The 24,586-nt window shown below is 61.1% G+C and carries 21 protein-coding genes; 12 read left to right on the top strand and 9 right to left on the bottom strand.

What is annotated here, in order from left to right:
* The first annotated feature begins 23 nt into the window (after positions 1 to 23).
* From LHU53_RS01600 to LHU53_RS01610, 3 genes are read left to right on the top strand one after another with little or no spacing between them, the layout of a single operon-like run.
* Positions 24 to 1,556, top strand: coding sequence for an ABC transporter ATP-binding protein (locus tag LHU53_RS01600; RefSeq protein WP_227330317.1), 1,533 nt, complete (start codon positions 24 to 26; stop codon positions 1,554 to 1,556).
* Entirely contained in the window at positions 1,553 to 2,680 is a 1,128-nt protein-coding gene (locus LHU53_RS01605; RefSeq protein WP_227330318.1) for an ABC transporter permease, read from the top strand. The genes LHU53_RS01600 and LHU53_RS01605 overlap by 4 nt, the downstream gene beginning before the upstream one ends.
* Complete coding sequence (locus LHU53_RS01610) at positions 2,673 to 3,641, top strand: ABC transporter permease (RefSeq protein ID WP_227330319.1); 969 nt, start codon at positions 2,673 to 2,675, stop codon at positions 3,639 to 3,641. The genes LHU53_RS01605 and LHU53_RS01610 overlap by 8 nt, the downstream gene beginning before the upstream one ends.
* Before the next feature lie 34 nt (positions 3,642 to 3,675).
* On the opposite strand, the gene mnmC is transcribed toward LHU53_RS01610, so the two are convergent.
* Together mnmC and LHU53_RS01620 are read right to left on the bottom strand one after the other, a co-directional pair.
* Positions 3,676 to 5,523, bottom strand: coding sequence for an FAD-dependent 5-carboxymethylaminomethyl-2-thiouridine(34) oxidoreductase MnmC (gene mnmC / locus LHU53_RS01615; RefSeq protein ID WP_227330320.1), 1,848 nt, complete (start codon positions 5,521 to 5,523; stop codon positions 3,676 to 3,678).
* Entirely contained in the window at positions 5,520 to 5,792 is a 273-nt protein-coding gene (locus LHU53_RS01620; RefSeq protein WP_227330321.1) for an oxidative damage protection protein, read from the bottom strand. Before LHU53_RS01620 ends, mnmC begins: the two co-directional genes overlap by 4 nt.
* Before the next feature lie 85 nt (positions 5,793 to 5,877).
* Here LHU53_RS01620 and LHU53_RS01625 point away from each other — a divergent pair, with 85 nt between their 5' ends.
* A complete protein-coding gene (locus tag LHU53_RS01625) occupies positions 5,878 to 6,135 on the top strand; it encodes a hypothetical protein (protein WP_227330349.1) in 258 nt (85 codons plus the stop codon).
* Positions 6,136 to 6,644: 509 nt separating this feature from the next.
* Here the strand turns inward: LHU53_RS01625 and LHU53_RS01630 are convergent.
* Positions 6,645 to 7,349: a mobilization protein gene (locus tag LHU53_RS01630; protein ID WP_227330322.1), complete on the bottom strand. Its 705-nt coding sequence runs from the start codon at positions 7,347 to 7,349 to the stop codon at positions 6,645 to 6,647.
* 100 nt (positions 7,350 to 7,449) lie between these two features.
* Positions 7,450 to 8,799, bottom strand: coding sequence for an amino-acid N-acetyltransferase (gene argA, locus LHU53_RS01635; protein WP_227330323.1), 1,350 nt, complete (start codon positions 8,797 to 8,799; stop codon positions 7,450 to 7,452).
* 235 nt (positions 8,800 to 9,034) lie between these two features.
* Between argA and LHU53_RS01640 the strand changes: the two genes are divergently transcribed.
* Positions 9,035 to 9,718, top strand: coding sequence for a dienelactone hydrolase family protein (locus LHU53_RS01640; protein ID WP_227330350.1), 684 nt, complete (start codon positions 9,035 to 9,037; stop codon positions 9,716 to 9,718).
* A gap of 47 nt (positions 9,719 to 9,765) precedes the next feature.
* Here LHU53_RS01640 and LHU53_RS01645 read toward each other — a convergent pair whose 3' ends face one another.
* Positions 9,766 to 11,712 (bottom strand): ATP-binding protein, encoded by a 1,947-nt coding sequence (locus tag LHU53_RS01645; protein WP_227330324.1) that lies wholly within the window; start codon positions 11,710 to 11,712, stop codon positions 9,766 to 9,768.
* Positions 11,713 to 12,015: 303 nt separating this feature from the next.
* Here LHU53_RS01645 and hrpA point away from each other — a divergent pair, with 303 nt between their 5' ends.
* Positions 12,016 to 16,065 (top strand): ATP-dependent RNA helicase HrpA, encoded by a 4,050-nt coding sequence (hrpA, locus tag LHU53_RS01650; protein ID WP_227330325.1) that lies wholly within the window; start codon positions 12,016 to 12,018, stop codon positions 16,063 to 16,065.
* A 231-nt stretch (positions 16,066 to 16,296) separates the two neighbouring features.
* Positions 16,297 to 16,935 carry a DVUA0089 family protein gene (locus LHU53_RS01655; protein ID WP_227330326.1) on the top strand — a complete coding sequence of 213 codons (639 nt, stop codon included), beginning with the start codon at positions 16,297 to 16,299 and terminating at the stop codon, positions 16,933 to 16,935.
* Positions 16,936 to 17,065: 130 nt separating this feature from the next.
* On the opposite strand, the gene LHU53_RS01660 is transcribed toward LHU53_RS01655, so the two are convergent.
* Positions 17,066 to 17,518, bottom strand: coding sequence for a BLUF domain-containing protein (locus LHU53_RS01660; RefSeq protein ID WP_227330327.1), 453 nt, complete (start codon positions 17,516 to 17,518; stop codon positions 17,066 to 17,068).
* Between the two features lie 109 nt (positions 17,519 to 17,627).
* On the opposite strand from LHU53_RS01660, the gene LHU53_RS01665 reads away from it, so the two are divergent.
* The 4 genes from LHU53_RS01665 (at position 17,628) to LHU53_RS01680 (ending at position 21,457) form a co-directional block, all read left to right on the top strand.
* Positions 17,628 to 18,848, top strand: a complete 1,221-nt coding sequence (locus LHU53_RS01665; protein WP_227330328.1) for an FAD-dependent monooxygenase — start codon at positions 17,628 to 17,630, stop codon at positions 18,846 to 18,848.
* A gap of 166 nt (positions 18,849 to 19,014) precedes the next feature.
* Positions 19,015 to 19,311, top strand: a complete 297-nt coding sequence (locus LHU53_RS01670) for a FeoA domain-containing protein (RefSeq protein ID WP_227330329.1) — start codon at positions 19,015 to 19,017, stop codon at positions 19,309 to 19,311.
* A 15-nt stretch (positions 19,312 to 19,326) separates the two neighbouring features.
* On the top strand, positions 19,327 to 21,216 hold the full coding sequence (locus LHU53_RS01675) for a ferrous iron transporter B (protein ID WP_227330330.1): 1,890 nt from the start codon (positions 19,327 to 19,329) through the stop codon (positions 21,214 to 21,216).
* A 1-nt stretch (position 21,217) separates the two neighbouring features.
* Positions 21,218 to 21,457 (top strand): hypothetical protein, encoded by a 240-nt coding sequence (locus LHU53_RS01680; protein WP_227330331.1) that lies wholly within the window; start codon positions 21,218 to 21,220, stop codon positions 21,455 to 21,457.
* 33 nt (positions 21,458 to 21,490) lie between these two features.
* On the opposite strand, the gene LHU53_RS01685 is transcribed toward LHU53_RS01680, so the two are convergent.
* From LHU53_RS01685 to LHU53_RS01695, 3 genes are read right to left on the bottom strand one after another with little or no spacing between them, the layout of a single operon-like run.
* Positions 21,491 to 21,682, bottom strand: a complete 192-nt coding sequence (locus LHU53_RS01685) for a hypothetical protein (RefSeq protein ID WP_227330332.1) — start codon at positions 21,680 to 21,682, stop codon at positions 21,491 to 21,493.
* Between the two features lie 17 nt (positions 21,683 to 21,699).
* A complete protein-coding gene (argF, locus tag LHU53_RS01690) occupies positions 21,700 to 22,674 on the bottom strand; it encodes an ornithine carbamoyltransferase (protein ID WP_227330333.1) in 975 nt (324 codons plus the stop codon).
* Positions 22,671 to 23,891 carry an aspartate aminotransferase family protein gene (locus tag LHU53_RS01695; RefSeq protein WP_227330334.1) on the bottom strand — a complete coding sequence of 407 codons (1,221 nt, stop codon included), beginning with the start codon at positions 23,889 to 23,891 and terminating at the stop codon, positions 22,671 to 22,673. Before LHU53_RS01695 ends, argF begins: the two co-directional genes overlap by 4 nt.
* A gap of 236 nt (positions 23,892 to 24,127) precedes the next feature.
* On the opposite strand from LHU53_RS01695, the gene LHU53_RS01700 reads away from it, so the two are divergent.
* Positions 24,128 to 24,454 carry a DUF3579 domain-containing protein gene (locus LHU53_RS01700; protein WP_227330335.1) on the top strand — a complete coding sequence of 109 codons (327 nt, stop codon included), beginning with the start codon at positions 24,128 to 24,130 and terminating at the stop codon, positions 24,452 to 24,454.
* Positions 24,455 to 24,586 lie beyond the last annotated feature (132 nt).

Below are 24,586 nucleotides of genomic sequence, written 5' to 3' on the forward strand. Positions count from 1 at the left end.
ATTCCGACGACTGACCCCAGCCCATGGCTGAGCCTGCCGCGCCCGCGGTGCGCATGACCGGCATCCACAAGCACTTTGGTGCGGTGGCTGCCAATGCCGATGTTGCTTTGAGCGTGGCCAGCGGCACGGTGCACGGCATCGTCGGTGAAAACGGCGCAGGCAAAAGCACGCTGATGTCCATCCTGTACGGCTTTTACACGGCCGACAGCGGCCAGATCGAGGTGTTTGGCCAGAGCGCCACCATTCGTAACGCCGACGATGCGATTGCGCTGGGCATTGGCATGGTGCACCAGCACTTCATGCTGGTCGACACCTTGACCGCGCTAGAAAACGTGATGCTGGGCGCCGAGCCGCATTGGCTGCTGCAGCGTGCCGACGCGCAGGTGCGCAGCAAACTCAACGCGCTCATGCAGTCCACCGGGCTGCAAATCCCGCTGGACAGCCTGGTGGCGGATTTGCCGGTGGGTGACCGCCAGCGGCTGGAAATTCTCAAAACCCTGTATCGCGGGGCGAAGATTTTGATCCTGGACGAGCCCACCGCCGTGCTCACGCCGCAGGAAACCACCCAGCTGTTTGGTGTGCTCAAGCGCCTGCGCGAGCAGGGCACCACGCTGATCCTGATCACCCACAAACTCAAGGAAGTGATGGCGCTGTGCGACGTGGTCACGGTGATGCGCGCCGGCCAGGTGGTGGCCGAGGTGCCGATTGCCGAGGCGTCGATTGAGGGTCTGGCACAGGCCATGGTCGGGCGCAAGGTTCACATGGGCCGCTTGACCGAGGCCGCGGGCCAGACTGGCACCGTGCTGCTGAAGGCAGAGCATTTGTCCGTCACCGACAGCCTGGGTGTGCAGCGCCTGAAAGACGTGAGTTTGAGCCTGCGCGCGGGTGAGATCGTGGGTGTGGCGGGGGTTTCCGGCAACGGCCAGAGTGAACTGATGGATGTGCTGACCGGTTTGCTCACGCCCAACCAAGGGCAACTCCAGCTGGAGGGGCGTGACTTCACGCCCCCCAACTGGCTCGACCCAAGCCAGGCCCGCGCCCTGGGCTTGGCCCATGTACCCGAAGACCGCCACGCCCGTGCCTTGGTGATGGCCTTTGCCGCCTGGGAATCGGCCGTGCTGGGGTACGACGACCTGCCCGAGTATTCCCGCAGCGGCTGGATGAACCACACCCACATGCGCCAGGCCACCACCGACATGATGGAGCGATTTGACGTGCGCCCGCGCGACACCGAGCTGCCCAGCAGCAAGTTCTCAGGCGGTAACCAGCAAAAACTGGTGCTGGCGCGTGAACTGGGCCGGGCGCCCAAGGTGCTGCTGGTGGGCCAACCGACGCGCGGCGTGGACATTGGCGCCATCGAATTCATTTACACCCAGCTGCGCGCCTTGCGCCAGGCGGGTTGTGCTGTGCTGTTGGTGTCGAGTGAACTCGATGAAATTCTGGCCCTGTCCGACCGGGTGCTGGTCATGAACCAGGGTCGCATTGCCGGTGAATTGCCGATTGCCCAGTGCACCGAGGCGGCTTTGGGCCTGCTGATGACCGGGGGCAACGCATGAACACCCTGCCGCGCTGGGCGGATTTGGTGTTGCTGCCCGCAGTCAGCCTGCTGGTGGCCTTGCTGGCCGCCGGTGGTGTGGTGGCGCTGGTGGGGCAGGACCCGTGGGAGGTGATTCAGGTGCTGGTGCACGGTGCGTTCGGCACGGCGCGTGGCATCAGTTACACGCTGTATTACGCCACCACCTTTGTGTTCACCGGCTTGGCGGTGGCCGTGGCCTTTCATGGCGGGTTATTCAACATCGGCGGCGAAGGGCAGGCGGTGATGGGTGGTTTGGGCACCGGGCTGGTGGCGTTGTGGTGGTCAGCGTTTTTGCCCGCCTGGCTGATGTTGCCGCTCATGATGCTGTCTGGCGTTTTGTTCGGGATGGTCTGGGCAGCGGTGCCGGGCTACTTGCAGGCGTTCCGCGGCAGCCATGTGGTGATCACCACCATCATGTTCAACTTCATTGCCAGCACGGTGCTGGTGTATGTGCTGGTCAACCACCTGCGGCCCAAGGGTTCGATGTCGGTGGAAAGTGAGATGTTTGCCGAGTCGGCCAAACTGCCGGGCGTGCATGAGGCGCTGGGGGCCATCGGTATCGGGTGGCCGTCCTCGCCGCTCAATTTGAGTGTGCTGATTGCCCTGATGGCAGCGGTAGCGGTGTATGTCTTTCTGTGGCGCACTCGCGCGGGCTACCGGCTGCGTGCGGTGGGCTCCAGCCCCAGCGCCGCTGAATACGCTGGCATCAGGGCACCTCATCAGGTGCTGATCGCGATGGCCATCTCGGGCGCGCTGGCCGGGCTGGTGGGCATGAACGAGGTTGCCGGGGTCAGCGGCAAGCTGATGCTGGAGTTTGTCAGCGGCGCTGGATTCACCGGCATTGCCGTGGCGCTGATGGGGCGCAACCACCCGCTGGGCATTGTGCTGGCCAGCCTGCTGTTTGGCGCCTTGTTTCAGGGCGGCGCCGAGGTGGCGTTTGAGGTGCAGGGCTTCAGCCGCGACATGGTGGTGATGCTGCAGGGCTTCATCGTGCTGTTTTCCGGGGCCATGACTTATGTGATTGCGCCACAGTTGGCGCGGGTGCTGGGCTGGTTCAGCAAGCCGGTGGCCAGCCAAGGCAAAGCGGGAGCCACCCATGGATGAGGCGCTGCTGGGCTCGATGCTGGCTTCCACGCTGCGGGTCTCTACACCGTTGATCTTTTGCGCCTTGGCCGGGCTGTTGTCCGAGCGGTCCGGCGTGGTGGACATCGGGCTGGAGGGCAAGATGCTGCTGGCCGCTTTTGCGGCGGGTGCAGCGGGCGCCACTTGGGATTCGACCTGGCTGGCGCTGTTGGCGGCCGTTGGTGTGGCGGTGAGTATGTCGTGGGTGCACGGCCTGGCGTGTGTCAGCCACAAGGGCGACCAGGTGGTGTCTGGCGTGGCGATCAACATCATTGCGGTTGGCCTCACGGCGGTCCTGGGCGCCGCCTGGTTTCATCAAGGTGGGCAAACACCGCCGGTGAGTGATGCCGTGCGCATTTCAGCGCTGATGCCGGGTCTGGCCGAGACCACGCGCGGTCTGCCGGTGTTGGGCACCGTGCTGGGCGACGGTATCCTGGGCCACAACGCGCTGGTGTACCTGGCGCTGGGGCTGGTGCCGCTGGTGTGGTGGACCTTGTTCAGAACCCGTTTTGGCTTGCGCCTGCGCGCCGTGGGTGAGAACCCGCAGATGGTGGATGCAGCGGGGGTGTCCGTCATGCGGCTGCGCTACACAGCACTCACCCTCAACGGTATCTTGTGCGGTTTGGCGGGCAGTTATCTGGTGCTGGCGCAAAGTGCGAGTTTTTCACAGAATATGACCGCTGGCCGGGGATTCATGGCGCTGGCTGCTCTCATTTTTGGCAGATGGCACCCGGTGAAAGCACTCTGGGCGTGCCTGCTGTTCGGTTTTCTGGACGCCGCCGCCATCCGTTTGCAAGGTGTGCACTTGCCCGGTGTGGGCGAGGTGCCGGTGCAGGCGATTCAGGCGCTGCCGTATGTGCTGACGGTGGTGTTGTTGGCGGGCTTTATCGGCAAGTCTGTGGCCCCAAAATCGTTGGGTATTCCTTACAGCAAAGAGCGCTGAGTTGCCGGGTCTGTGGAACTTGTTGCGCAGGTCGTCAGCCGCGCAGCGCATGCAATGCCTTGGCCAGACTGGCTTCTACCGGCAGCGGCTCGGCCCCCATGCGTGCCGCCAGCAGCTCGGCGCACAGCACCGAAAAACTCAAGCCTCTGGACCCCAGCCCGGCGCAAATCCACAAGCTGGGGAAGTCAGCTTCATCGAGCGCGCCCACCAGCGGCAAACGGTCTGCCGTGACGCACCGCGTGCCTTTCCAGGTGTTGAGTGCATAAGATGCAAAGCGCGTTGCCAAATCGCCGGCCAGTTCGGGCAACAGTTGCTGCAAGTGCTCAAAATTGCGGTCATGGTTGTCGCTGTCGGCGCGCTCAAAATGGTGGGCTGGCTGATAGCTGGAGCCCATGAACCAGGCGGGGCCCTGAGCCGTGGGAATGTGTGGCACCAAGCTGCCCGAACCATTCACCGGGCAGGTCGGAAAGGCGGCGGCCGCCGTGGAATCGTCATGCAGTGCCCAGCTCAGCAGACCACGCATGCCCCGGGTGGCGGGCAACTTCTGAAGCTGTAGGGCCAATGCCTCGTCGTGCCTGGCCAGCGCATCCAGCAGCGGGCGCGCCGCACAGGCGTTGGCGAACACGAGGCGTTCGGCGCGGCACAGCAGCTGACCGTTGCTGCTGTGCAGATGCCATACCTCACCCTGGCGTTGTAAATGGCTGACCTCGGCATCGCCTTGAAATGTCACACCAGGCTGACGCAGCCACGCTTGCACCAGTTCGGCTGGCTTGATCCAGGCGGCGCGTGGGTGCCACAGTGCCGGGCCGACGGCCAACGTGTCCGCGTCAGTCAGGACGTTGCTGGCTGGCACCGACCAATCCTTGCCTTCGGGCGGCCAAGGCGCAGGCAGTTGCGGCGTGCCGCCCACCTGGCGTTCCAGCACACCCGGGGCCGACCAGTGCACACCAGGCTGCAAAAACGGTTGCGCTTGCTGCAGCATCAAACGCACGCCAGCACGCGACAGGCGCGACAGCGTGCAGTCGTCGCTGGAGGTATGCGGCACCACCAGCCCCACCGGCAGGCCGGACGCCCCGGCGGCGGGGGCTGCGGCCCTGTCCAGCACCTGCACCTGCCAGCCACGTCGCGCCAGAGAAGCCGCCACGCTGGCACCGGCCAGACCGGCGCCAATCACGGCGCAGCGCTGAATGGGCAAGGCTGTGGTACCCGTCTGGCGTGACGTTTTTAAAGTCCAGGGCGGATCAAAACGCGCGTGAAGCAGATCAGCTGTTGTCGCCGCCGCCATGTGGGCGTTGTCGTCACGCGTCATGAGGCCGCATGCGCGCAAGGTACCCGATAGCGCTGGCCGGTCAGCGCCGGCAGGCCAAGGGCCACGCAGTGTGGTGCCACGTCGGCAAAGGCGGGTCAGCGCTTTGACGGCCCAAGTGTTCTGCACATCAAAAGCCCCCGGCACAGTCAAATCTGCGGGAGACAAGATGATGTCATCCGCTTGAAACTGGTGCTGTCGCAGTGACTGCAACGCATCACCCACACATAAGGTCAGGATGACTTGCCCGTCAGCGAGCAAAAAGCGGTGAAACCCGGGCAGCAGGCCAAACCAGTGGTCACCCAATGCCTGCGCCAGCGGCCGATGAAGGTTGGGGTGATGGTCTGCGCACAGCAGGTCGTTGCCTTGTGGCGCCCGCGGACAAAGCGCCACGTAATGCAACAGGCGGGGCCGCTGCACATCGCCCAGCCAGACCTGCCAAGTCTTAAGAAAATTTTCTCCAGCGTTGAAGCTGGTGTCCAACACTTGCCAACGCGGCAAGCCCTGCCAGGCACGCGCCGGGGACACGGAGCGCACAGCGCCGGGCTCTGGCGGCTGTGCGGGGGGAACTGTCACGCTTTGGGTGGTACGTACCCTTGTGCGGCATCAGCGCCGTCACCAAAGAAGTGGTTTTCCATCTGCCGCGCCAAGTACTGGCGGGCCCGGGCGTCGGCCAGATTGAGGCGGTTTTCGTTGACCAGCATGGTTTGATGCTTGAGCCACTCCGCCCACGCTTGTTTGCTGACGTTTTCCCAGAGCCGTTTGCCCAATTCTCCGGGGTAGGGTGCAAAGTCAAGTCCTTCAGCCTCGATGCCCAATTTGATGCATTTCACCGTACGCGCCATGATTAACCTTCTGTGTGTGCTGCCAAAAGCGGTAACTTTAGCAAGGTTTTGGCATGAAGCGCTCACTGAAGTAAAATCCAACCCTATGGCAAAAGCAGATACCAAAACCAAAATCGTGGCCGATGGCCTGCGTTACAAATCCAAAGTGTCGGGTTCACCCTTCACGGCGGCGACTTCGTTCGGCGCAGCCACCATGTCTTGCTTTTTATGTGGCAAGCACCGCGCCCGCTCCCAGATGATCTCCAAGAAAATTTTGGGCAAATCGCAAGCGGTGTGTTCTCCGTCCTGCAAGGCGCTTGACCTGGCTCTGGAAGAGGCCAACAAGAAGCCTGCCATCGATTGATGGCGTTCAGCGTGCTGGCTGTGATTCACCCGAGGTGATCATTAGTGGTCATGACTTCTGCGGCATGATTGAAAGCCTTCCGCTGTCGCCCACCATCCGATGACCTTCCAGAACAGCGGCGGTGGTGCTGCGGTGAGTTGGCTGTGTTGGGGTGGCTCACTGGCCCACCCGTCTTACAGCACAAAGTTGCTCGGGTGTTCACCGCGTTCGTAGACGACATGGGCGCCCCCCACCTGCAAGGTGTCTGGCGTGCCGATGTGGGCCACTTCCTTTTTTGTCGTACGGTCATTTGTGCAACACGTAAGGCATGGCGTTCAGGCGCGCACGCTTCTTGCAGTCTGACTTGATCACGGTCCAGGGTGCCTCGGCGCTGCCTGGTGGATGATCTGCTGGTACTCGCTTTTTTTGAGCAAAAAACCATGACGCGCTCGGCATCCGATGGCTTCTCCAGCGCCACCACGCGGATTTAGGTGTCCGTGACCTCCCACATCCGCGCCCGGGAACCACGTTCACAAAGGCAAACTGTCAAAGCCTTCGTAGGTTTTTTTCAGCCAGGTTTTGACGCGCTGGCGCTCCAGCAGACCCAGGCAATCGTCGTCAGGTCGGCTATGGATGGCGGCCCAGAAACTGGCGTTTTGCCGATCAATTTTGCGCATGCTGGCTTCGTGCAGCGAGGGCAGGTTGATGACCTTGGCACCCAGTGCCACGGCTTTTTCCAGCGCGGGTGAGGCGTCGAGTTGGGAAAAATCGACGCCGCGCCCATGGTTTTTCACCACGAAGTAATTGGGGCCGTCTTCAAAGGTGTTGAGCAAGCGGCCCAGCAGTTCGACTGAATCCTTGCCTGGATCGGCCACGTGCCAGAAGTTGACGGCGATGCCCATGTCGGCCAGCACCGCAAACACATCCGAGTCCTTGATCCAGCGTGCCAGCGGCGCTGCGGTTTGCGCGGCCAGGTCAACGATCACGCGCGGCGGCGGGGCGGTGGGGTCAGAAGTCTCAAACGCGCTGGCAATCGCATCCAGACCTTCGTAGCTGTCCACCACCACCGGGCTGGCGTAGTCGGTATAAAAGCGGGTGAACGAGGTGTGCGAGCGGTCGGTGTCAAAACCGACAAAGGGCCGCTCTTTGTCGATGAAATACTGCGCCAGCAGGCGCGACACCACCGATTTGCCCACGCCACCTTTTTCGCCGCCAATGAAATTGAGAGAACTCATGAAAACTTTCTGTTGTGTTGAAAAGAGAGGGCTTTCCATCTGAAAGCCACCGGGGGGCACAAGCAAGACTCATGCACACGCCGTGCGCACAGCCAGGGCCTCAGGTTACTTTTTTGACCAGCACCTGGCTCTTGCGATCCCAGTTGTACTTGCGTTTGCGCGCTTCAGGCAGCCAGTCGGGGTCGACCTGGACAAAACCACGTTTGATGAACCAGTGCATGGTGCGGGTGGTGAGCACAAAAATGCTGTCCAGCCCGGCCAGCTTGGCGCGTTGTTCGATGCGTTTGAGCACCCGGTCACCATCGCCCTGGCCCTGCACATCGGGTGACACGGTGAGTGCGGCCATTTCGGCGGTGCGCGCTTCGGGGTAGGCGTACAGCGCGGCGCAGGCAAAGATCACGCCGTCGTGTTCGATCACCGTGTACAGGCCCACATCACGCTCGATTTCGGTGCGGCTGCGTTTGACCAGGGTGCCGTCTTTCTCGAACGGCTCGATCAGCTGCAGAATGCCGCCGACATCGTCCACCGTGGCCTCACGCAGGCTCTCCAGCTTTTCATCCACCACCATGGTGCCGATGCCGTCGTGCACATACACCTCTAAAAGGATGGAACCGTCCACCGCGTAGGGAATGATGTGACTGCGTTCCACGCCGCCCTTGCAGGCCTTGACACAGTGCTGCAGGTAAAACGCGGTGTCGCTGGGCCGGTTGGCCTCTGGCAGATCGCGCAGCAATTTTTCTGCGGCATCCAAGGGCAGTTCGGTGTGAACCGGGTTGTCTTCGCTCACCGGCTGGCGCACGTCGGTGGCAATGCCGGGCACTTCGGTGACAAAAATCAGCTTGTCGGCCTGCAACGCGGTGGCCACCGAGGTGGCGACTTCTTCCATGGTCAGATTGAATGCCTCGCCGGTGGGGGAGAAGCCAAACGGCGACATCAGCACCAGCGCACCCATGTCGAGCGAGCGGGTGATGCCTGCGGTGTCGATCTTGCGCACCACGCCCGAGTGCTGGAAGTCCACCCCATCCACAATGCCCACCGGCCGCGCCGTCAAAAAGTTGCCGGAAATGACACGCACCGTCGCGCCCGCCATGGGCGTGTTGGGTAAGCCTTGGCTGAACGCCGCTTCAATTTCGTAACGCAACTGGCCAGCAGCCTCTTGGGCGCAATCCAGGGCCACTTCGTCGGTGATGCGGATGCCCTTGAAATATTTGGGTGTGTGGTTCTTGGCTTTGAGTTGCTCGTTCACCTGCGGGCGAAAGCCGTGCACCAGCACGATCTTCACCCCCATGCTTTGGATCAATGCCAGGTCTTGCGCCAAGTTGGGCAGTTTGCCAGCCGCGATGGCTTCGCCGGACACGCCCAATACAAAAGTCTGGTTGCGGAATTTGTGGATATACGGCGCCACCGACCTGAACCAGGGGACGAAGGTGAAGTTGAACGGAAGACTCATGGGGTAGGGACGCGAAAGGCGGTAGTCAGTGGGTGGCAACAGCATGCTATTTTGCAGCACGTCGATGAAGGTTCTGCTTTGGCATGCCGTGGGTCGGTTTGGAAGGCGCCGTACAGAGCTGCCATAAGCTGAGCGCTTCGTCGCTACCCACCGATGCCTGATGCGCCACGCAAATTGGCGGATTCATAATTATTGACAATGACATCAACTTAAAAGGACAAATGACATGGGCAACATGGTGAGTTTTCAGCGTCCGGATGGGCAAACCCTCAATGGCTACCTGGTCGAGCCTGCGCAATCAGCGCTCGCGCCGGCGGTGGTGGTGATTCAGGAGTGGTGGGGGCTGAACGCGCAGATACGTGGTGTGGCTGATCGTCTGGCGGCGGCGGGGTACCAAGCCTTGGTGCCGGATCTATACCGTGGACAGTTGACCCTGGAGGCCGAAGAGGCGCATCACCTGATGGAAGGCCTCAATTTCGGTGATGCGGCTTCGCAGGATATTCGGGGTGCCGTGCAATTTCTGAAAACCCGAGCACCCAAGGTCGGTGTGACGGGTTTTTGCATGGGCGGTGCACTGACCCTGCTGGCTCTGACGCAGTCGCCCGAGATCGATGCCGGGGTGGTCTGGTATGGCTGTCCTCCGCTGGAGTACATCGACGCCAGCAAGATCCACGCACCGTTGCAGGGACATTGGGCCACGCAAGACCAGTTTTTCCAGATCAGCACCGTCGACGCGCTCGAAGACAAGCTCAACGCTGCAGGCACCCATGTCGAGTTTCACCGTTATCTGGCACAACACGCATTTGCCAATGAAACTGCGGTCGGTCCAGGCCGACTGCCTGCGACGCAATACGATCCGTTCTGGGCTCAGCAAGCCTGGGACCGTACCCTGCGATTCTTTGGCCGACACCTTGGTTAATCGGCGCGCTGTAACGGGTTAAGGCGAGGCGCCAGCGTGCGCTGGCGTTACCCGCCGAGCCACCGAACCAGGGTTTTTTCCAGTGTGGCTTTGGCCACGGGTTTGGACAGAAAGTCGTCCATACCCGTCGCCATGCAATGCGCCTTGTCTTGCGCAAAGGCATCGGCGGTCAGGGCAATGATCGGGATGCGCCGACGCGATGTGGCCAGCTCCCATTGCCGAATTTGCTGCGTGGCGCCATAGCCGTCCAGCACCGGCATGTGCAAATCCATCAAAACGGCATCGTGTTCAGCACCGCCACAAAGAATGTCCACAGCCTGTTGCCCATCGTGGGCAAACGTCACTGCCAAGCCCAGTTGTGCGAGCAGGCCTTCGATCACCATGCGGTTGACGGCGTTGTCTTCTGCCACCAGGATGCGGCCCGCCAAGGCCACCTCGCCCAAGGGCGAAGGCGTTGGGTCCGCATCGTGCATCAAGCGCTCGCCACTGCGACTGTCTGCACCCGTTGGCAGGACTTGCGCCTTGACCCTGAACCAGAATCGCGACCCCCGACCGACTTCACTTTGCACCCCCACCTCACCGCCCAGCAATTTGGCCAGTCGGCTGACGATGGACAAACCGAGCCCGGAGCCACCAAATTCGCGGGTGGTGGAACTGTCGGTCTGTGAAAACGGCTTGAATAACAAATGCAGTTTGTCTTGGGCGATGCCCATGCCGGTATCCGTCACGGCGAATTCCAGCAGGGCAGTGTTGTCATGGCGTTCAAGCTCTGTGGCTTCCATGTCGATCTGGCCATTGGCGGTGAACTTGAGGGCGTTCACCACCAGGTTGCCAATCATCTGGCGCAGGCGGTAAGCGTCGGTTTGGTAACGCTGGCCAGGTTCACCGCCCCACCGTGCACTGAGCTGCAGGCCTTTGTTGGCAGCCGCGCCCGAAAACAGCGTCCGCGTTTCCTGCAGCAACTGCGCGGGGTCCACCACGATGCTTTCGAGCTGACAACTATCCGCCTCAATTTTTGACAAATCCAGAATATCGTCCAGCAATTTCAACAAGGACTGACCTGAATTCATCACCGTTCGGATGTAGTCCTGACGAACGCTTCCAGGCAGATCGGGCGTCATCAGCAGTTGCGTCAGGCCAAGAATGCCATTCATCGGCGTGCGTATCTCGTGTGACATTGTGGCCAGAAACCGACTCTTGGTCAGGTTGGCGGCTTCTGCCTTTTCCGTGGCGCGTACCAGTTCGGTGATGTCGATGCGATAGCCCACCGTGTGGCCATCTGCCAACTTGCGGTCAATGGCGCGCACCACCCGTCCGGTGGTCGTTTCTTGCACCCGAGTCTGGCTACCCGATCTGAACGCCGCCAGACGCTCGGCCACCCAGGCCTCCACCCGGCCCACCGACTCCTGGTAAAAGCCTACCGCTGCGCCGTGACGAATCACCTCTTCGAAACTGACGCCCGGCACAATAAATTGGCTGAACTGGGGGTAATGCGCCCGGTATTTTTCATTGCAATACACCAGGCGCTCATCCGGGCCAAAAATGACAAAGGCCTCATCAATGGCTTCAATGGATTCATGCAGCAACTGCTGGCTGCGCTGGGCTTCCAGTTCAGACTGACGCTGGGCGGTGATGTCATAAAAATCAACCACCACCTGCTTGAGTTTTCCGCTGGCGTCGCACTCGGGAACTGCGCTGACCAACACCCAGACAGTTGGCCGTTGGCCGCTGGCGATGCCAAGCACCTGGGACTTGATAGCTTGGCCCATTGCGATGACCCGGTTGACCGGGTAGTCGCACACCGGCATGGGTTGCCCCGCGTTATCGACAAAATGCCAACCCGGGTCCATCGCTGATTGGCGATCCAGTTGCGTCTGAGACAAACCGAGCAATTCACAAGCACGGGGATTGCTGAACAGGATGCGCGAGTCTGGCGCATGGATGACGACACCCGTTTGCAACGAGTTGAGAATGTCGAAAGGCGGGTGGTTCACGGTCACGTAACACAGTCTAATTCAGATGGGGCAGCCAAATTCGGCATCAGAAGCGATGCCTGCTTCACCCCAGAGATGTCAGATTGGTTGTCACCTCAAAGGAAAGTGCGGCCACCGTGTCGCGTGCCAAGGACGGCGGACACACAGCCGCAGCAGAACACAGCACACGCTGTTGTACCTGTCGGAAGCTATAAAATAAATAGCTCGAAAATAATAACCCAAAAGGGGCTAGAGGCCGAATTGGCTTGAAAACCAAGCCGCTTCCCGGCCACGCCCCGGCGCTGCCTCGATAATTGCCGCCCAATGTCTGTACCTCTGAACATCGACTTCCCCGAATCCCTGCCCGTCAGCGCCCGTCGCGAAGAAATCATGGCCGCGATGGCCGCGCACCAGGTCATCATCGTTTGTGGTGAAACCGGCTCGGGCAAAACCACCCAGCTGCCCAAGATCGCCCTGGCGATGGGGCGTGGCTTGTGCAATTACCCCAAAACCCTGGCCGATGGCCGCCCAGCGCCGCGTGGCAAGCTGATTGGTCACACACAGCCGCGCCGGATTGCGGCCAGCAGCGTGGCCAAACGCATTGCCGAAGAGCTCAATACCCCGCCCGGTGAGGTGGTGGGTTTTAAAGTGCGTTTTCAGGACCGGCTGGGGCGCGATGCCTCGGTCAAGTTGATGACCGACGGCATTTTGTTGGCCGAGACTCAGACCGACCCGTTACTCAAAGCCTACGACACGATCATCATCGACGAAGCCCACGAGCGCAGTCTGAACATCGACTTTTTGCTAGGTTATTTAAAGCAGATCCTGCCGCGCCGCCCGGATCTGAAGGTGGTGGTGACCTCGGCCACGATTGACGCGCAGCGGTTTGCGGACCACTTCGCGTCTAGGCAAGGACCTGCGCCGATCATCATGGTCTCCGGGCGCATGTTCCCGGTGGAGCAGCGTTACCGCCCGTTTGAGGAAGCGCGTGACTATGACCTGAACCACGCGATTGCCGACGCGGTGGACGAGCTCTGGCGCGATGTGCACAACAGTGGCGACATCCTGGTGTTTTTACCCGGTGAGCGCGAGATCCGCGAGGCAGCCGACCACCTGCGTGGTCACTTGAGCCACCAGCCACTCTTTCGCGGGGCCGCGGTGCTGCCGCTGTTTGCCCGGCTGAGCCAGGCCGAGCAGGACCGCATTTTTGACAGCCACACCGGGCGGCGCATTGTGCTGGCCACCAATGTGGCTGAGACCTCGCTCACCGTGCCGGGTATCCGTTACGTGATTGACGCAGGCACCGCACGCATGAAGCGCTACAGTTTCAGAAGCAAGGTCGAGCAGTTGCTGGTGGAGCCGATCAGCCAGAGTTCGGCCAACCAGCGTGCCGGCCGCTGCGGGCGCGTGGCCAACGGCATCTGCATCCGGCTGTATGACGAGAAAGATTTCATTGGTCGACCCAAGTTCACCGACCCCGAAATCTTGCGTTCGTCCCTGGCCGGGGTGATTTTGCGCATGAAGTCCTTGCACCTGGGCATCGTGGAAGACTTCCCGTTCATCGAAAAGCCGTCTGGCCGCGCGATTGCCGACGGTTACCAGTTGCTCAACGAACTCGGCGCGGTGGACGACGCCAATGAACTCACACCCATGGGTCAGGAGCTGGCAAAGCTGCCGCTGGACCCGCGTGTGGGCCGCATGATTCTGGAGGCCCGCAGTCGCCAGGCGCTCGACGAGGTGCTGGTGATTGCCTCAGCATTGAGCGTGCAAGATGTGCGCGACCGCCCGATGGAGGCGCAGCAGCAGGCCGACCAGGCGCACGCTAAATTTGACGACGAGAAGAGCGAGTTCTCCGGTTACCTGAAGCTGTGGAAGTGGCTGGAGACCGCGCGCGGGGGCCAACCCTCACCTCAGCCCTCCCCCGGTGGGAGAGGGAGCGAAACGGCCACTGCTTTGGCGCTTTCCAAGGCCCGGGGCGGAAGTTCACTCCCTCGCCCTGTGGGAGAGAGCCGGGGTGAGGGCGCACCAGCCCACAAACTCAGCAACCGCCAATACGAACAACTGCTGCGGCAGAACTTTGTCAGCATGCGCCGGGTGCGTGAGTGGCGCGACATCTACAGCCAGCTGCACACCGTGGTGGCCGAGCACAAATGGCGCATCAACACCGCGCCTGCCAGCTACGAGCAGTTGCATTTGTCGATGCTGTCAGGCTTGCTGGGCAACATCGGCTGCAAGCTGGAGACCGACGGCGCCAGTGGTGAATACCTGGGTGCCCGCTCCATCAAGTTTTACCCGCATCCGGGTGCCCATCTGGTCAAAAAACCGGGCCGCTGGATTGTGGCGGCTGAGTTGGTGGAAACCACGCGCCTGTTTGGCCGCGGCATTGCCGCGATAGAACCACAGTGGCTGGAGCAGGTCGGCGCGCATTTGCTCAAGAAACAGCTGCTGGACCCGCATTGGGAAAAGAAGGTGGCCGAGGTCAATGCGCTGGAACGCGCCACGCTCTACGGCATCGTCATTTACAGCGGCAGGCGGGTGAACTACAGCCGTGTCGATTTGCCCGGTGCGCGTGAGATTTTTATCCGCGAGGCGCTGGTCGGTGGCCAGTGGGAGACCAAGCTGCCGTTCCTGGCGGCCAACCAGAAGCTGATCAAACAGGTGGAAGACCTGGAACACAAGGCGCGCCGCCAGGACGTGCTGGTGGACGACGAGCTGATCTACGCTTTTTACGACCAGCAGTTACCTGCCGAAGTGTGCAGTGGCTTCACCTTTGAGGCCTGGTACCGCGACGCGGTGAAGATCAACCCCAAGCTCCTGCTGCTGACCCGCGAGGAGCTGATGCGCCACGAGGCCGCGGGCATCACCACCCAGGCCTTCCCGAAAACCGTGCGTCTGGGCGGTGTGGATTGCGCAGCCACTTACTTGCATGAGCCGGGTGACCCCAAAGATGGGCTGACGGTGACCGTGCCGATTTTTGTGTTGAACCAGGTCAACGAAGAACGCTGCGAATGGCTGGTGCCCGGCATGCTCAAGGACAAGATCCAGGCACTGATCAAAACCCTGCGCCAGCGCCCTCGTTCGCGCCTGGTGCCGCTGCCCGAGTCGGCCAGCAAGATGGCGGCGCAGCTCAACGAACCCGCCTTGTTTGGCCACGGCTCGCTGATCGAGGCGGTGCTCAAGCTGGTGCGCCTGGCCACCACGGTGGACGTGGTGCGCGCCGACATCAAGGTCGACATGTTGCCGCCGCACTTTTTCATGAACTTCCGCGTGGTGGACGAACATGGCCGCCAACTGGGGCAAGGTCGTAACCTGGGTGCGCTCAAAGCCGAACTGGGTGCGCAAGCCCGTGGCGCCTTCCAGGCCTTGGCTGGGCTCAAGATGGCCAAAACGGCTTCGCCAGAAGTCTCCAAGCCAAATCAGCCTAAAGCCCTTATGAATCACGGGCAAGAAGCTATAAAAAAAGTATTGAATGAGTCGACCGCCAAAGCCACACCAGCCGGTGTCAAACACACGGCCTGGACCTTTGGTGAGCTGCCTGAGCTGTTGGAAATCCAAAAGGGTGGCCAGACCCTGATTGGTTACCCGGCGCTGTTGGACGGCGGTGATGCGGTCACCATTGAGGTGTTTGACGAACCCGAGGTGGCTACCGCCAAACACCGCGCCGGCCTGCGCCGCTTGTTTGCGCTACAGATCAAAGACGCGCTCAAGTACTTGGAGAAGAACGTGCCCGACCTGCAAAAAATGGCGGTCACCTACATGCAGGTTGGCAAAAACGCCGACGGTAGCGGCACTGGCGGCACGCTGGAAGAACTGCGTGAACAGATCATCCAGGTCGCGCTGGACCGCGCCTTTTTGCTCGACCCGTTGCCCACCGACGAATTTGCCTTCAAAAAACGCGTGGACGAGGGGCGAGGGCGCCTGACCCTGATCTGCACCGAAGTCGCCCGCCTGAGCGCCAGCATCCTGGCTGAATACGCCGTGGCAGCGCGCAAGATCAAGGACAGCAAAAATGCACCCGAGGCCTCGACGGATGCGGCCCAGCAGCTATCAAAATTGATGCCCAAGAAGTTCTTGAGTGTCACGCCCTGGGGTAGCCTGCAGCACTTTGCCCGTTATCTGAAAGCCATTACCGCCCGGCTGGAAAAGTACCGCGCCGACCCGGCCCGTGACAGCGCCCGCCTGAAAGAGTTGCAACCGCTGGAGCAGCGCTACTGGCGCCTGGTGGCCGAGCGCAAAGGCGTGGTCGATGATCGCCTGCAGGAATTCCGCTGGTTGCTGGAAGAACTGCGCGTGAGCTTCTTCGCCCAGGAGCTGCGCACACCGCAGCCGGTCAGTGTCAAACGGCTGGAGAAGGCTTGGGGACAGTTAGGATGATGCTGCAGGTGTTTGGCCTTGAAAATCACGGATGCGTTTTGAGTGTCAAGCTGGTAGGAGTCGGTGCGTCGGTACGTTCGATGCCGTCCGTTAGTAGGTGTCGGATAACTTAACAGTCAAAGACGGTCATGTAGGCTAAATGTAAAAAAACGCTTACAACTCAACTGCTTGGATACTTGGCATCAATAGTGCTTTATATTTTCGTAAACCTTGTCAATTTAAAGAGTGCTTATGTTTTTCACGCAACAACTTAAAACCATCGCGGCGGCACTGACGCTTGGCCTCGCAGCGACGGCAGCCAGTGCGGCCAATTTCTCTTTTTCAGGGAACTTTGAGCACGACAATGATGTGCAGTTGTTTAGCTTTACCGTGAGCGTGCCGACGTCTGTATCGCTGAGAAGTTGGTCCTATGCTGGCGGGACCAACGCAGCGGGCACGGTGATTGCCAGCGGAGGTTTTGACCCCATCTTGAGCTTGTTTGACGCCACTGGCAAACTGTTGCGTGAGCAAGATGACGCTAAATGTGAATTGGTAGCTGCTGACTCAGTGACCGGGTTTTGTTGGGACGTTTTCTACACCACGCCGCTTGCTGCGGGCACCTACACAGCGTCAATTCAGCAATACGACAACTTCAGTACCAGTTACAACTTGGCAGACGGGTTTTACTATGACGGCGTGGCCAATCAAGATTTCCGTCATGGATTTATTGATGGCGACGATAGCGTTCGAGATGCCCATTGGGCCTTTGATATCTTGAACGTCGATTCGGCTGTTCAGGTCGTCAGCGCCGTTGCGGAGCCAGAGTCACTTGCGCTGGTTGGCTTGGGACTCTTTGCAATGGTGGCGCTGCGCCGACGTCGACAGAACTAAGCTGCTCTGTTTTTCAACCCCGCTTTGTCGGGGTTTGCTTTTTGGCAGATGGCACATTCGTCCGCTTACACGTGCTGATCTGAGGCACAAGCTCGAAGGCGCATTGCGCCAAGACAACTGTGCCAGTCGCTTAACGCTTGGCTGAGGTGTTGCGGATGCGGTTGCCGGTGGCAAACAGTTCGCCCACCATCTTCATCACCGTCTGTCCTGCGGCTGAGTACGGGTCAAACTCGGGGTGCCTGAGCTGGATCATCGGATCGTCTTCGGACAGGATCACATGTGCCATGGACCAATCGGCGTAGCGACGCTGACTGATTTCCTCCAGCACCAGCAGTTCCACATCCTGGTGGCGCCGGTCCTGGGTGATGCGGTTGTACAGACGGTTGATCACGCTGCGCTCACCTTCCAGCACTTGCAGGTACAGTCCCTGGCCTTGGCATAAAACACCGGTGATGCCGCGTTGGCGGTTGGCGCCCTGAGCCACAGACAGGATCGAATCCGTCACCGCGGTGGTTTGCGGTCCTACAGCCCGGCTCACATAGAGAAGCCGGACCAGCGTCATGCGTTGTCTTGTTTCATCCATGGCCGCAGTGTAAGCCAGCCAAGTCAAAATTTATTGCGGGCTTGTCAGTTTGCAGCAGACTCTTGTGCGGACAATCGCGCCCTATATTTGAAGTCGTTGAAAGTTTCCCATGGCTGATGTTGTCATTGCGGGGGGTGGAATTGGTGGTTTGTCGGCAGCGCTGGCATGTGCTCGCGCCGGTGGCAAGGTGCGCCTGTACGAGCGTGCGGCCGAGTTTTCTGAGGTGGGCGCTGGTATTCAACTGGGCCCCAATGCCATGCGCGTGTTGTATGGCTGGGACCTCAAAGACGATCTCCAGCACTTGGTGGCGTTTCCGAGTCGCTTGCAATTTCGCAGCACCGTAACGGCTGCCATACTGGGCGAGTTGCCTTTGGGTGCCGAGATGGTGCGGACCTACGGGGCGCCTTACGCCACCATTCATCGCGCGGATTTACATGGTTTGCTGGTCAAGGTGCTGCGCCAGCGTGGTGACGTGGCGTTGAACCTCAACAACGCGGTGATGGGGGCAGCGCAGACCGATGACAAAGTCACGGCCCAACTGGCAGACACGCAGTCGGTGCCAGCCGATGTGCTGGTGGCCGCTGACGGTGCCTGGAGCCATCTGCGCCAGCAACTGATGCACGATGGCAAACCGCTGCCCACCGGGCATCTGGCGTACCGCGCCATGGTGGATCAAAGCACGCTGCCCAAATCGCTGCAAACCAAACAGGTCACCGCCTGGTTTGGCCCGAAGATGCATGTGGTGCAGTACCCGGTACGGGGCGGCGCGTGGATGAATGTGGTGGCCATCGTGCACGGGCAGGTGCAGGGCGATATGTCCAGCTGGGACCACAGCGCCAACGCGGCGGATTTGCAGCGTGTCATGCAGGGCAGCTGCGCGCCGCTGCATGACCTGATCCACGCCATTGACCGCTGGCGCCTGTGGCCGCTGAGCATTCGCCCGCCGATGCACGGCGCACACGAACATTATTTGGGTCGGGTGGCCTTGCTGGGCGACGCGGCGCACCCCATGGTGCCCTACCTGGCGCAAGGTGCGGCCATGGCCATTGAGGACGCCGCCACGCTGGCACGGCTGCTGGCAGCGGGCGGCGCGTTGGCCGCCACAAGGCCGGATGATGCGGCATTGGCACGGGTGCCTGCCCTGATCAAGGACTACGCCGAGCAGCGCTGGCAGCGCAACGCCAGGGTGCAAGAGCGCGCTATCCGCAATGGTGAGATTTACCACCTGACCGGCCCGCTGCGGCTGGGGCGTGACATGGCCATGCGCTTGCTCGGCAAGCGTCTGCTGGATCAGCCCTGGCTTTACGGTGGCCCGAAAATAGCAACCTAAAAGACAGAGGCCCATCTTCCCGGTACCAACGCTGATGGCGATGTGTTGACTACTTGGCGAGCCGCACCGTGTCAACAGCGCCCAGAAGACTGGCGTTCAGGGTGCTGCGGTGCCTGTGGGCAGCAGAACCCAACTAAAATCAAAACCGTTCTCATTTGTCGCCGCCATGACCGCACCCTCCCAGACGCCTCCTGCCGTTGGCCAGCCTATTGGCCAGCCCATTGGCTTGCACCAACTCGCGCGCCAGGTTCGGGCGGTGGTCATCGGCATGAGCACCCCCTTGGATGATGAAGAGCGCGGCATTGCCTTGCGCCTGCTGGAAATTGGTTTTTTGCCCGGTGAGCAGGTCCGTGTGATTGCCCGAGGCTATCCCGGCCACGATCCGCTGGCGGTGCGGGTAGGCCACACCACCTTCGCCCTGCGCAGCCATGAGGCGGCGCTGGTGCAGGTGCAACCGCTCTGAGTTCGACTGCTTCGCATGTCTGATCACCTCAACGACAAACCCCTGCGTGTTGCGCTGCTGGGCAACCCCAATTGTGGCAAGACCGCGCTGTTCAACCTGCTGACCGGCAGCCGCCAGAAAGTGGCCAACTACGCCGGTGTGACGGTGGAGCGCAAAGAGGGCACGCTGGAAACCGCGTCCGGGCGCCAGGTGGTGGTGCTGGACTTGCCCGGTGCGTACAGCCTGAACGCCCTGAGCGCGGACGAGCAGATCACCTGCGACATCGTCACCGGGCACCGCCCCAACGAGCCGCTGCCTGACCTGGTGGTGTGTGTGGTGGACGCCACAAATTTGCGCCTCAACTTGCGCCTGGTGCTGGAAGCGCGTGCGCTGAACCTGCCGCTGGCGCTGGCGCTGAACATGTGCGATGCCGCGCGCCACAGCGGCATCACGGTGGACCGGGCGATCCTGGCGCACGAACTCGGCATGCCGGTGATCGAAACCGTGGGCATCCGCCACGATGGCGCCCAGGAACTGCTCACTTACCTGGCCAAGGTGGACGTGAGCAAGTCCAGAAAACGCCTCAAAACCACCACCACCTGGCACGCCCCGCAGGTGGACGAGGTGATGGCCACCCAACAAGAGGTGCGCCGGGTGGTCAAACTCGCGGTGCAGGAGCCTGCCGAGAGCCTGCACCGGGACGACGCGATTGACGCCGTGGTGTTGCATCCGCTGTGGGGCATGTTGGTATTGGCGGCCACGCTGTTTTTGATGTTCCAGGCGGTGTTCAGCTGGGCGGTGTGGCCGATGGAGCTGATTGAGTCGGCCATGGGGGCGCTCGGTGCCCAGGTGCAGTCGCATTTGTCACCCGGGCCGCTGAGCAGCTTGCTGGTGGACGGTGTGCTGGCGGGCGCGGGCGGCGTGCTGGTGTTTTTGCCGCAGATTCTGATTCTGTTTTTCTTCATTCTGGTGCTGGAAGACTCCGGCTACCTGCCGCGTGCCGCCTTTTTGCTGGACCGGGTGATGGGTACGGTGGGCCTGTCAGGGCGCTCGTTCATCCCGCTGCTGTCGAGCTTTGCCTGCGCCGTGCCCGGCATCATGGCCACCCGCACCATCACCCATTGGCGCGACCGGCTGGTGACGATCATGATCGCGCCGCTGATGACCTGTTCGGCCCGGCTGCCGGTGTATGCCTTGCTGATTGGTGCGTTCATCCCCAGCCAGACGGTGTGGGGCGTGTTTAACCTGCAAGGGCTGGTGATGTTTGCGCTGTATGTCGGCGGCATTTTGTCAGCCATGGCAGTGGCCGCGGTGGCCATGCTGTGGCGCACCCGGGCCCGGCCCACGCCGCTGGTGATGGAGTTGCCGTCTTACCGCATGCCCAATATACGCAGCCTGGCGCATGGGCTGTACGAGCGGGCGTCGATTTTCATCAAGCGAGTAGGCGGCATCATCCTGGCGCTCACCATCCTGTTGTGGTTTCTGGCCACTTATCCAGCACCGCCTGCGGGTGCCACCGACGCCGCCATCAACCACAGCTACGCTGGCTTGTTGGGGCATTGGCTAGAGGCGGTGGTGGCGCCGATTGGTTTCAACTGGCAGATTGCCGTGGCGCTGGTTCCCGGTATGGCCGCACGCGAGGTGGCGGTGGGGGCGCTGGGCACGGTCTACGCGCTGTCGGGCGGTGGTGACGACGTGGCCCATCAGCTGGTCCCTTTGATTGCCCAAAGCTGGTCACTGGCCACTGCCTTGTCACTGCTGGTGTGGTTTGTTTTTGCGCCGCAGTGTGTGTCGACGTTGGTGGCGGTGCGCCGTGAAACCAATTCGTGGCGTTATCCGCTGCTGATGACGGCTTATCTGTTTGCGCTGGCCTATGGCGCGAGCTGGGTCACCTACCGGCTGACGCTGGCGTGGACAGGTGGCTGAGATGGCACAAGACTGGATCGTGGCTGTGCTGGTGGGCTTGGCGGCGCTGTACAGCGTCTGGTACCTGTTGCCTGCCGCCGCACGGGAGCGTTTGGGGCGCTATCACCGCGCCTTGGGCAGCTCACCCGGCTGCAGCACCTCCTGCAGCAGCTGTGCCAAATGCCCTGGTGCTGCTGCGCCTGGCAGTGTGCGCCCAGCTGCTGGTGAAGAACACCCCGTCACCTTTGACCGCCAACCCTGATTGGGCGGGTGTCCGGCCAGCACCACGGGCCAGTTAGCGTTTGCTCGGGATCGGTGAATCCTTGGAAATGCCCCAGTCCGGCGCAGGTGGCACATCCGGCGGGGCATAGGTGTTGTACTTGGCGGTGTAATACAGCCCGACGCCAAAGAAGACAATCACCGCCAGGGCGCCCAGCGCCAGTTTGAGGACGGTTACCCAGAAGGTCTTGTCTTTGTTGTCGGGCACAGGCTGTCCTTGGGCCGTCAGGCCTGGCGACCGAGCAGCAGGTATTCCATCAGCGCTTTTTGCACATGCATGCGGTTTTCGGCCTCGTCCCAGACCACACTTTGGGGCCCGTCGATCACCTCGGCATCCACCTCTTCGCCCCGGTGCGCGGGCAGGCAGTGCATGAACAAAGCCTCGGGTTTGGCCACGGCCATCATCTCGCTGCTGACCCGCCAGGTGGCAAAGGCCTGCTTGCGTACCTCGTTCTCGGCCTCATAACCCATGCTGGTCCAGACGTCGGTGGTGACCAGGTCGGCGCCGCGGCAGGCGTCCAGTGGATTGCTGAAATTTTCATAGCTGCCAGCCCTTATGCCATCAGGGCCAGAGGCTATTTTTTCATTCACCTCATATCCGCTGGGTGTGCTCACATTCACTTTGAAGCCCAGCAGTGTGGCGGCCTGCAACCAGGTGTTGGCCATGTTGTTGCCGTCACCGACCCAGGCCACCGTTTTGCCCTGGATCGGGCCACGGTGTTCGATGAAAGTGAAGATGTCGGCCAGAATCTGGCACGGGTGAAACTCGTTGGTCAGACCGTTGATGACCGGCACGCGGGAATACTCGGCGAAACGCTCCAGCTTGGCCTGTTCAAAGGTGCGGATCATCACCAGGTCGGCCATACGACTGATGACACGCGCGCTGTCTTCAATCGGCTCGGCGCGGCCCAGTTGGCTGTCGCCGGTGGTCAGGTGCACCACGCTGCCACCGAGCTGGTACATGCCGGCCTCAAAACTGACGCGGGTGCGGGTCGAGGCTTTTTCGAAAATCATCGCCAGCGTGCGGTCCACCAGCGGCTGGTGCCGGGTGAAGGTCTTGAACTTGGCCTTGATGAAGGCCGCACGCTCGAGCAGGTAGGCGTATTCGTCGGCCCGCAGGTCGGAGAACTGCAAGTAGTGACGCACCGGTGGCGCGCCTTTGGGGATGGTGCTGGGGATACCGAATTCGACTGGGTTCATGGCGTTTCCTTCAACAAAGCAGAAATCAGGGGGCACAACCGGGCAACGATCTCGTCGGCCTCGGCTTGGCTCAGGATCAGTGGCGGCACCAGACGCACCACACTGTCGGCGGTCACGCTGATCAGCAAACCCGCATCGGCGGCGCGCTGGGTGAGGACACCGCAGGGTTTGGCCAGGTCAATGCCCAGCATCAGGCCTTGGCCACGAATCTCTTTCACCGTGCCAGCTGCCAGTTCGGCCGCCAGCGCGGTCTCCAGACCGGCTTTTAAATGGGCGCCGACCGCCGCGGCATGGGCCAGCAGGCCGTCTTCTTCCATGATGCGGATGGTCTCGACCCCGGCCCGCATGGCCAGCGGGTTGCCACCAAAGGTGGTGCCGTGGTTGCCGGGCTGGAAAATCTGGGCGGCTTTCGGGCCAGCCACCACCGCACCCACCGGCACGCCGGAACCCAGGCCCTTGGCCAGTGGCATCACGTCGGGCACGATGCCGGCCCACTGGTGGGCAAACCATTTGCCAGTGCGGCCCATGCCACATTGCACCTCATCGATCATCATCAGCCAGTCACGTTCATCACAGAGCTTGCGCAAATCACGCAGGTAATCCAGGTGCATCGGGTTGATGCCACCTTCACCCTGGATGGCTTCAAAAAACACTGCCACCACATTGGGATTGCCTTCGGTGGCGGCCTTGAGGGCCTCGATGTTGTTGATCGGCACGCGGATAAAACCTTCTACCAGTGGGCCAAATCCGGCTTGGACCTTGGGGTTGCCGGTGGCGCTCAGGGTGGCGATGGAGCGGCCGTGGAAGGCTTTTTCGTACACCACGATTTCCGGCCGTTCAATGCCCTTGTCATGGCCAAACTTGCGCGCCAGCTTCAGCGCGGCTTCGTTGGCCTCCAAGCCGGTCGAGCAGAAAAACACATTGCTCATGCCCGAGAGTTCCACCAGTTTTTTGGCCAGCGCCTCCTGGTTGGGCACATGGTAGTAATTGCAGCTGTGGATGATCTTGCTGATCTGGTCCTGCAGCGCGGGTACCAGCTTGGGGTGGTTGTGGCCCAGGGTGTTGACCGCAATACCACCCAGCGCATCCAGGTAGACCTTGCCGTTGACATCCCAGACTCTGCAGCCCTGGCCATGTGACAGTGCAATAGGCAATCGCCCGTAGGTGTTCATCACGTGGGGCGAGGCGGCTTGAAGGCCGGGTTCGGATGCGTTCATGCGGTCATCTCCGTGAAAAAACAAAGCGGCCCAACGCAGGTTGGGCCGTTGAAGCATGATTTTAGACCGATCAAATGCTTGGTTTCGGCCGTTGGCAGTCAGCGACTGAATGGTGTTTGACGCGTAACATGGCTGTTACTTAGCCAGCGTCAAGTCTTGTATAAGACATAAGATAGGCACTACAATCTTTCAGCCTCGCAACATCTCGTTATCACCCCTAGATTGGCCGCTACCAGATGGTTTCACACACGTCAAAAAAAGTCTACATCCTGGGCGTGACCCATGCGGGCCGCGCCTTTCGACCCAGTGACTGGGCTGAACGGCTGGCCGGGGTGATGAGCCAGTTTCGCCCGGGCATGGCCTTGCCGGGCCGCCACTTCACCTATTCACCGTGGTGTGTTCCCACCAGTGTGAACGGCGTGCGCTGTGTGATCGTGGACGAAGCGCTGCACCAACATGACGTCATGGCCTGGGACTTTTGCATGAATTTCGCCAAGGACAACGAATTGCAAACCTTTCAGGGTTTGCCGCCGTCCAAGCCGCCCGCCAAGTCATTGGCCTGAGTCCATGACCCGTCCTGAATTGCGTTGACACTCAGAACGGTTGAAAAGTGCCGGGGTTAACCGGCGATAGACGCCCGATGCACCACATCGGGCGTTTGCATTTTCAGCGATAAATGCGGTCGTTCCGTGTTG

The organism is Rhodoferax sp. U2-2l, assembly GCF_020594515.1.
Classification (GTDB): domain Bacteria; phylum Pseudomonadota; class Gammaproteobacteria; order Burkholderiales; family Burkholderiaceae_C; genus Rhodoferax.

Excerpts from the sequence above, each read along its gene's own strand:
- LHU53_RS01600 (WP_227330317.1), top strand. The coding sequence starts at position 24 with ATGGCTGAGCCTGCCGCGCCCGCGGTGCGCATGACCGGCATCCACAAG.
- LHU53_RS01605 (WP_227330318.1), top strand. The coding sequence starts at position 1,553 with ATGAACACCCTGCCGCGCTGGGCGGATTTGGTGTTGCTGCCCGCAGTC.
- LHU53_RS01610 (WP_227330319.1), top strand. The coding sequence starts at position 2,673 with ATGGATGAGGCGCTGCTGGGCTCGATGCTGGCTTCCACGCTGCGGGTC.
- LHU53_RS01620 (WP_227330321.1), bottom strand. The coding sequence starts at position 5,792 with ATGGCGCGTACGGTGAAATGCATCAAATTGGGCATCGAGGCTGAAGGA.
- LHU53_RS01625 (WP_227330349.1), top strand. The coding sequence starts at position 5,878 with ATGGCAAAAGCAGATACCAAAACCAAAATCGTGGCCGATGGCCTGCGT.
- LHU53_RS01630 (WP_227330322.1), bottom strand. The coding sequence starts at position 7,349 with ATGAGTTCTCTCAATTTCATTGGCGGCGAAAAAGGTGGCGTGGGCAAA.
- argA (WP_227330323.1), bottom strand. The coding sequence starts at position 8,799 with ATGAGTCTTCCGTTCAACTTCACCTTCGTCCCCTGGTTCAGGTCGGTG.
- LHU53_RS01640 (WP_227330350.1), top strand. The coding sequence starts at position 9,035 with ATGGTGAGTTTTCAGCGTCCGGATGGGCAAACCCTCAATGGCTACCTG.
- hrpA (WP_227330325.1), top strand. The coding sequence starts at position 12,016 with ATGTCTGTACCTCTGAACATCGACTTCCCCGAATCCCTGCCCGTCAGC.
- LHU53_RS01655 (WP_227330326.1), top strand. The coding sequence starts at position 16,297 with ATGTTTTTCACGCAACAACTTAAAACCATCGCGGCGGCACTGACGCTT.
- LHU53_RS01660 (WP_227330327.1), bottom strand. The coding sequence starts at position 17,518 with ATGGATGAAACAAGACAACGCATGACGCTGGTCCGGCTTCTCTATGTG.
- LHU53_RS01665 (WP_227330328.1), top strand. The coding sequence starts at position 17,628 with ATGGCTGATGTTGTCATTGCGGGGGGTGGAATTGGTGGTTTGTCGGCA.
- LHU53_RS01670 (WP_227330329.1), top strand. The coding sequence starts at position 19,015 with ATGACCGCACCCTCCCAGACGCCTCCTGCCGTTGGCCAGCCTATTGGC.
- LHU53_RS01675 (WP_227330330.1), top strand. The coding sequence starts at position 19,327 with ATGTCTGATCACCTCAACGACAAACCCCTGCGTGTTGCGCTGCTGGGC.
- LHU53_RS01680 (WP_227330331.1), top strand. The coding sequence starts at position 21,218 with ATGGCACAAGACTGGATCGTGGCTGTGCTGGTGGGCTTGGCGGCGCTG.
- argF (WP_227330333.1), bottom strand. The coding sequence starts at position 22,674 with ATGAACCCAGTCGAATTCGGTATCCCCAGCACCATCCCCAAAGGCGCG.
- LHU53_RS01695 (WP_227330334.1), bottom strand. The coding sequence starts at position 23,891 with ATGAACGCATCCGAACCCGGCCTTCAAGCCGCCTCGCCCCACGTGATG.
- LHU53_RS01700 (WP_227330335.1), top strand. The coding sequence starts at position 24,128 with ATGGTTTCACACACGTCAAAAAAAGTCTACATCCTGGGCGTGACCCAT.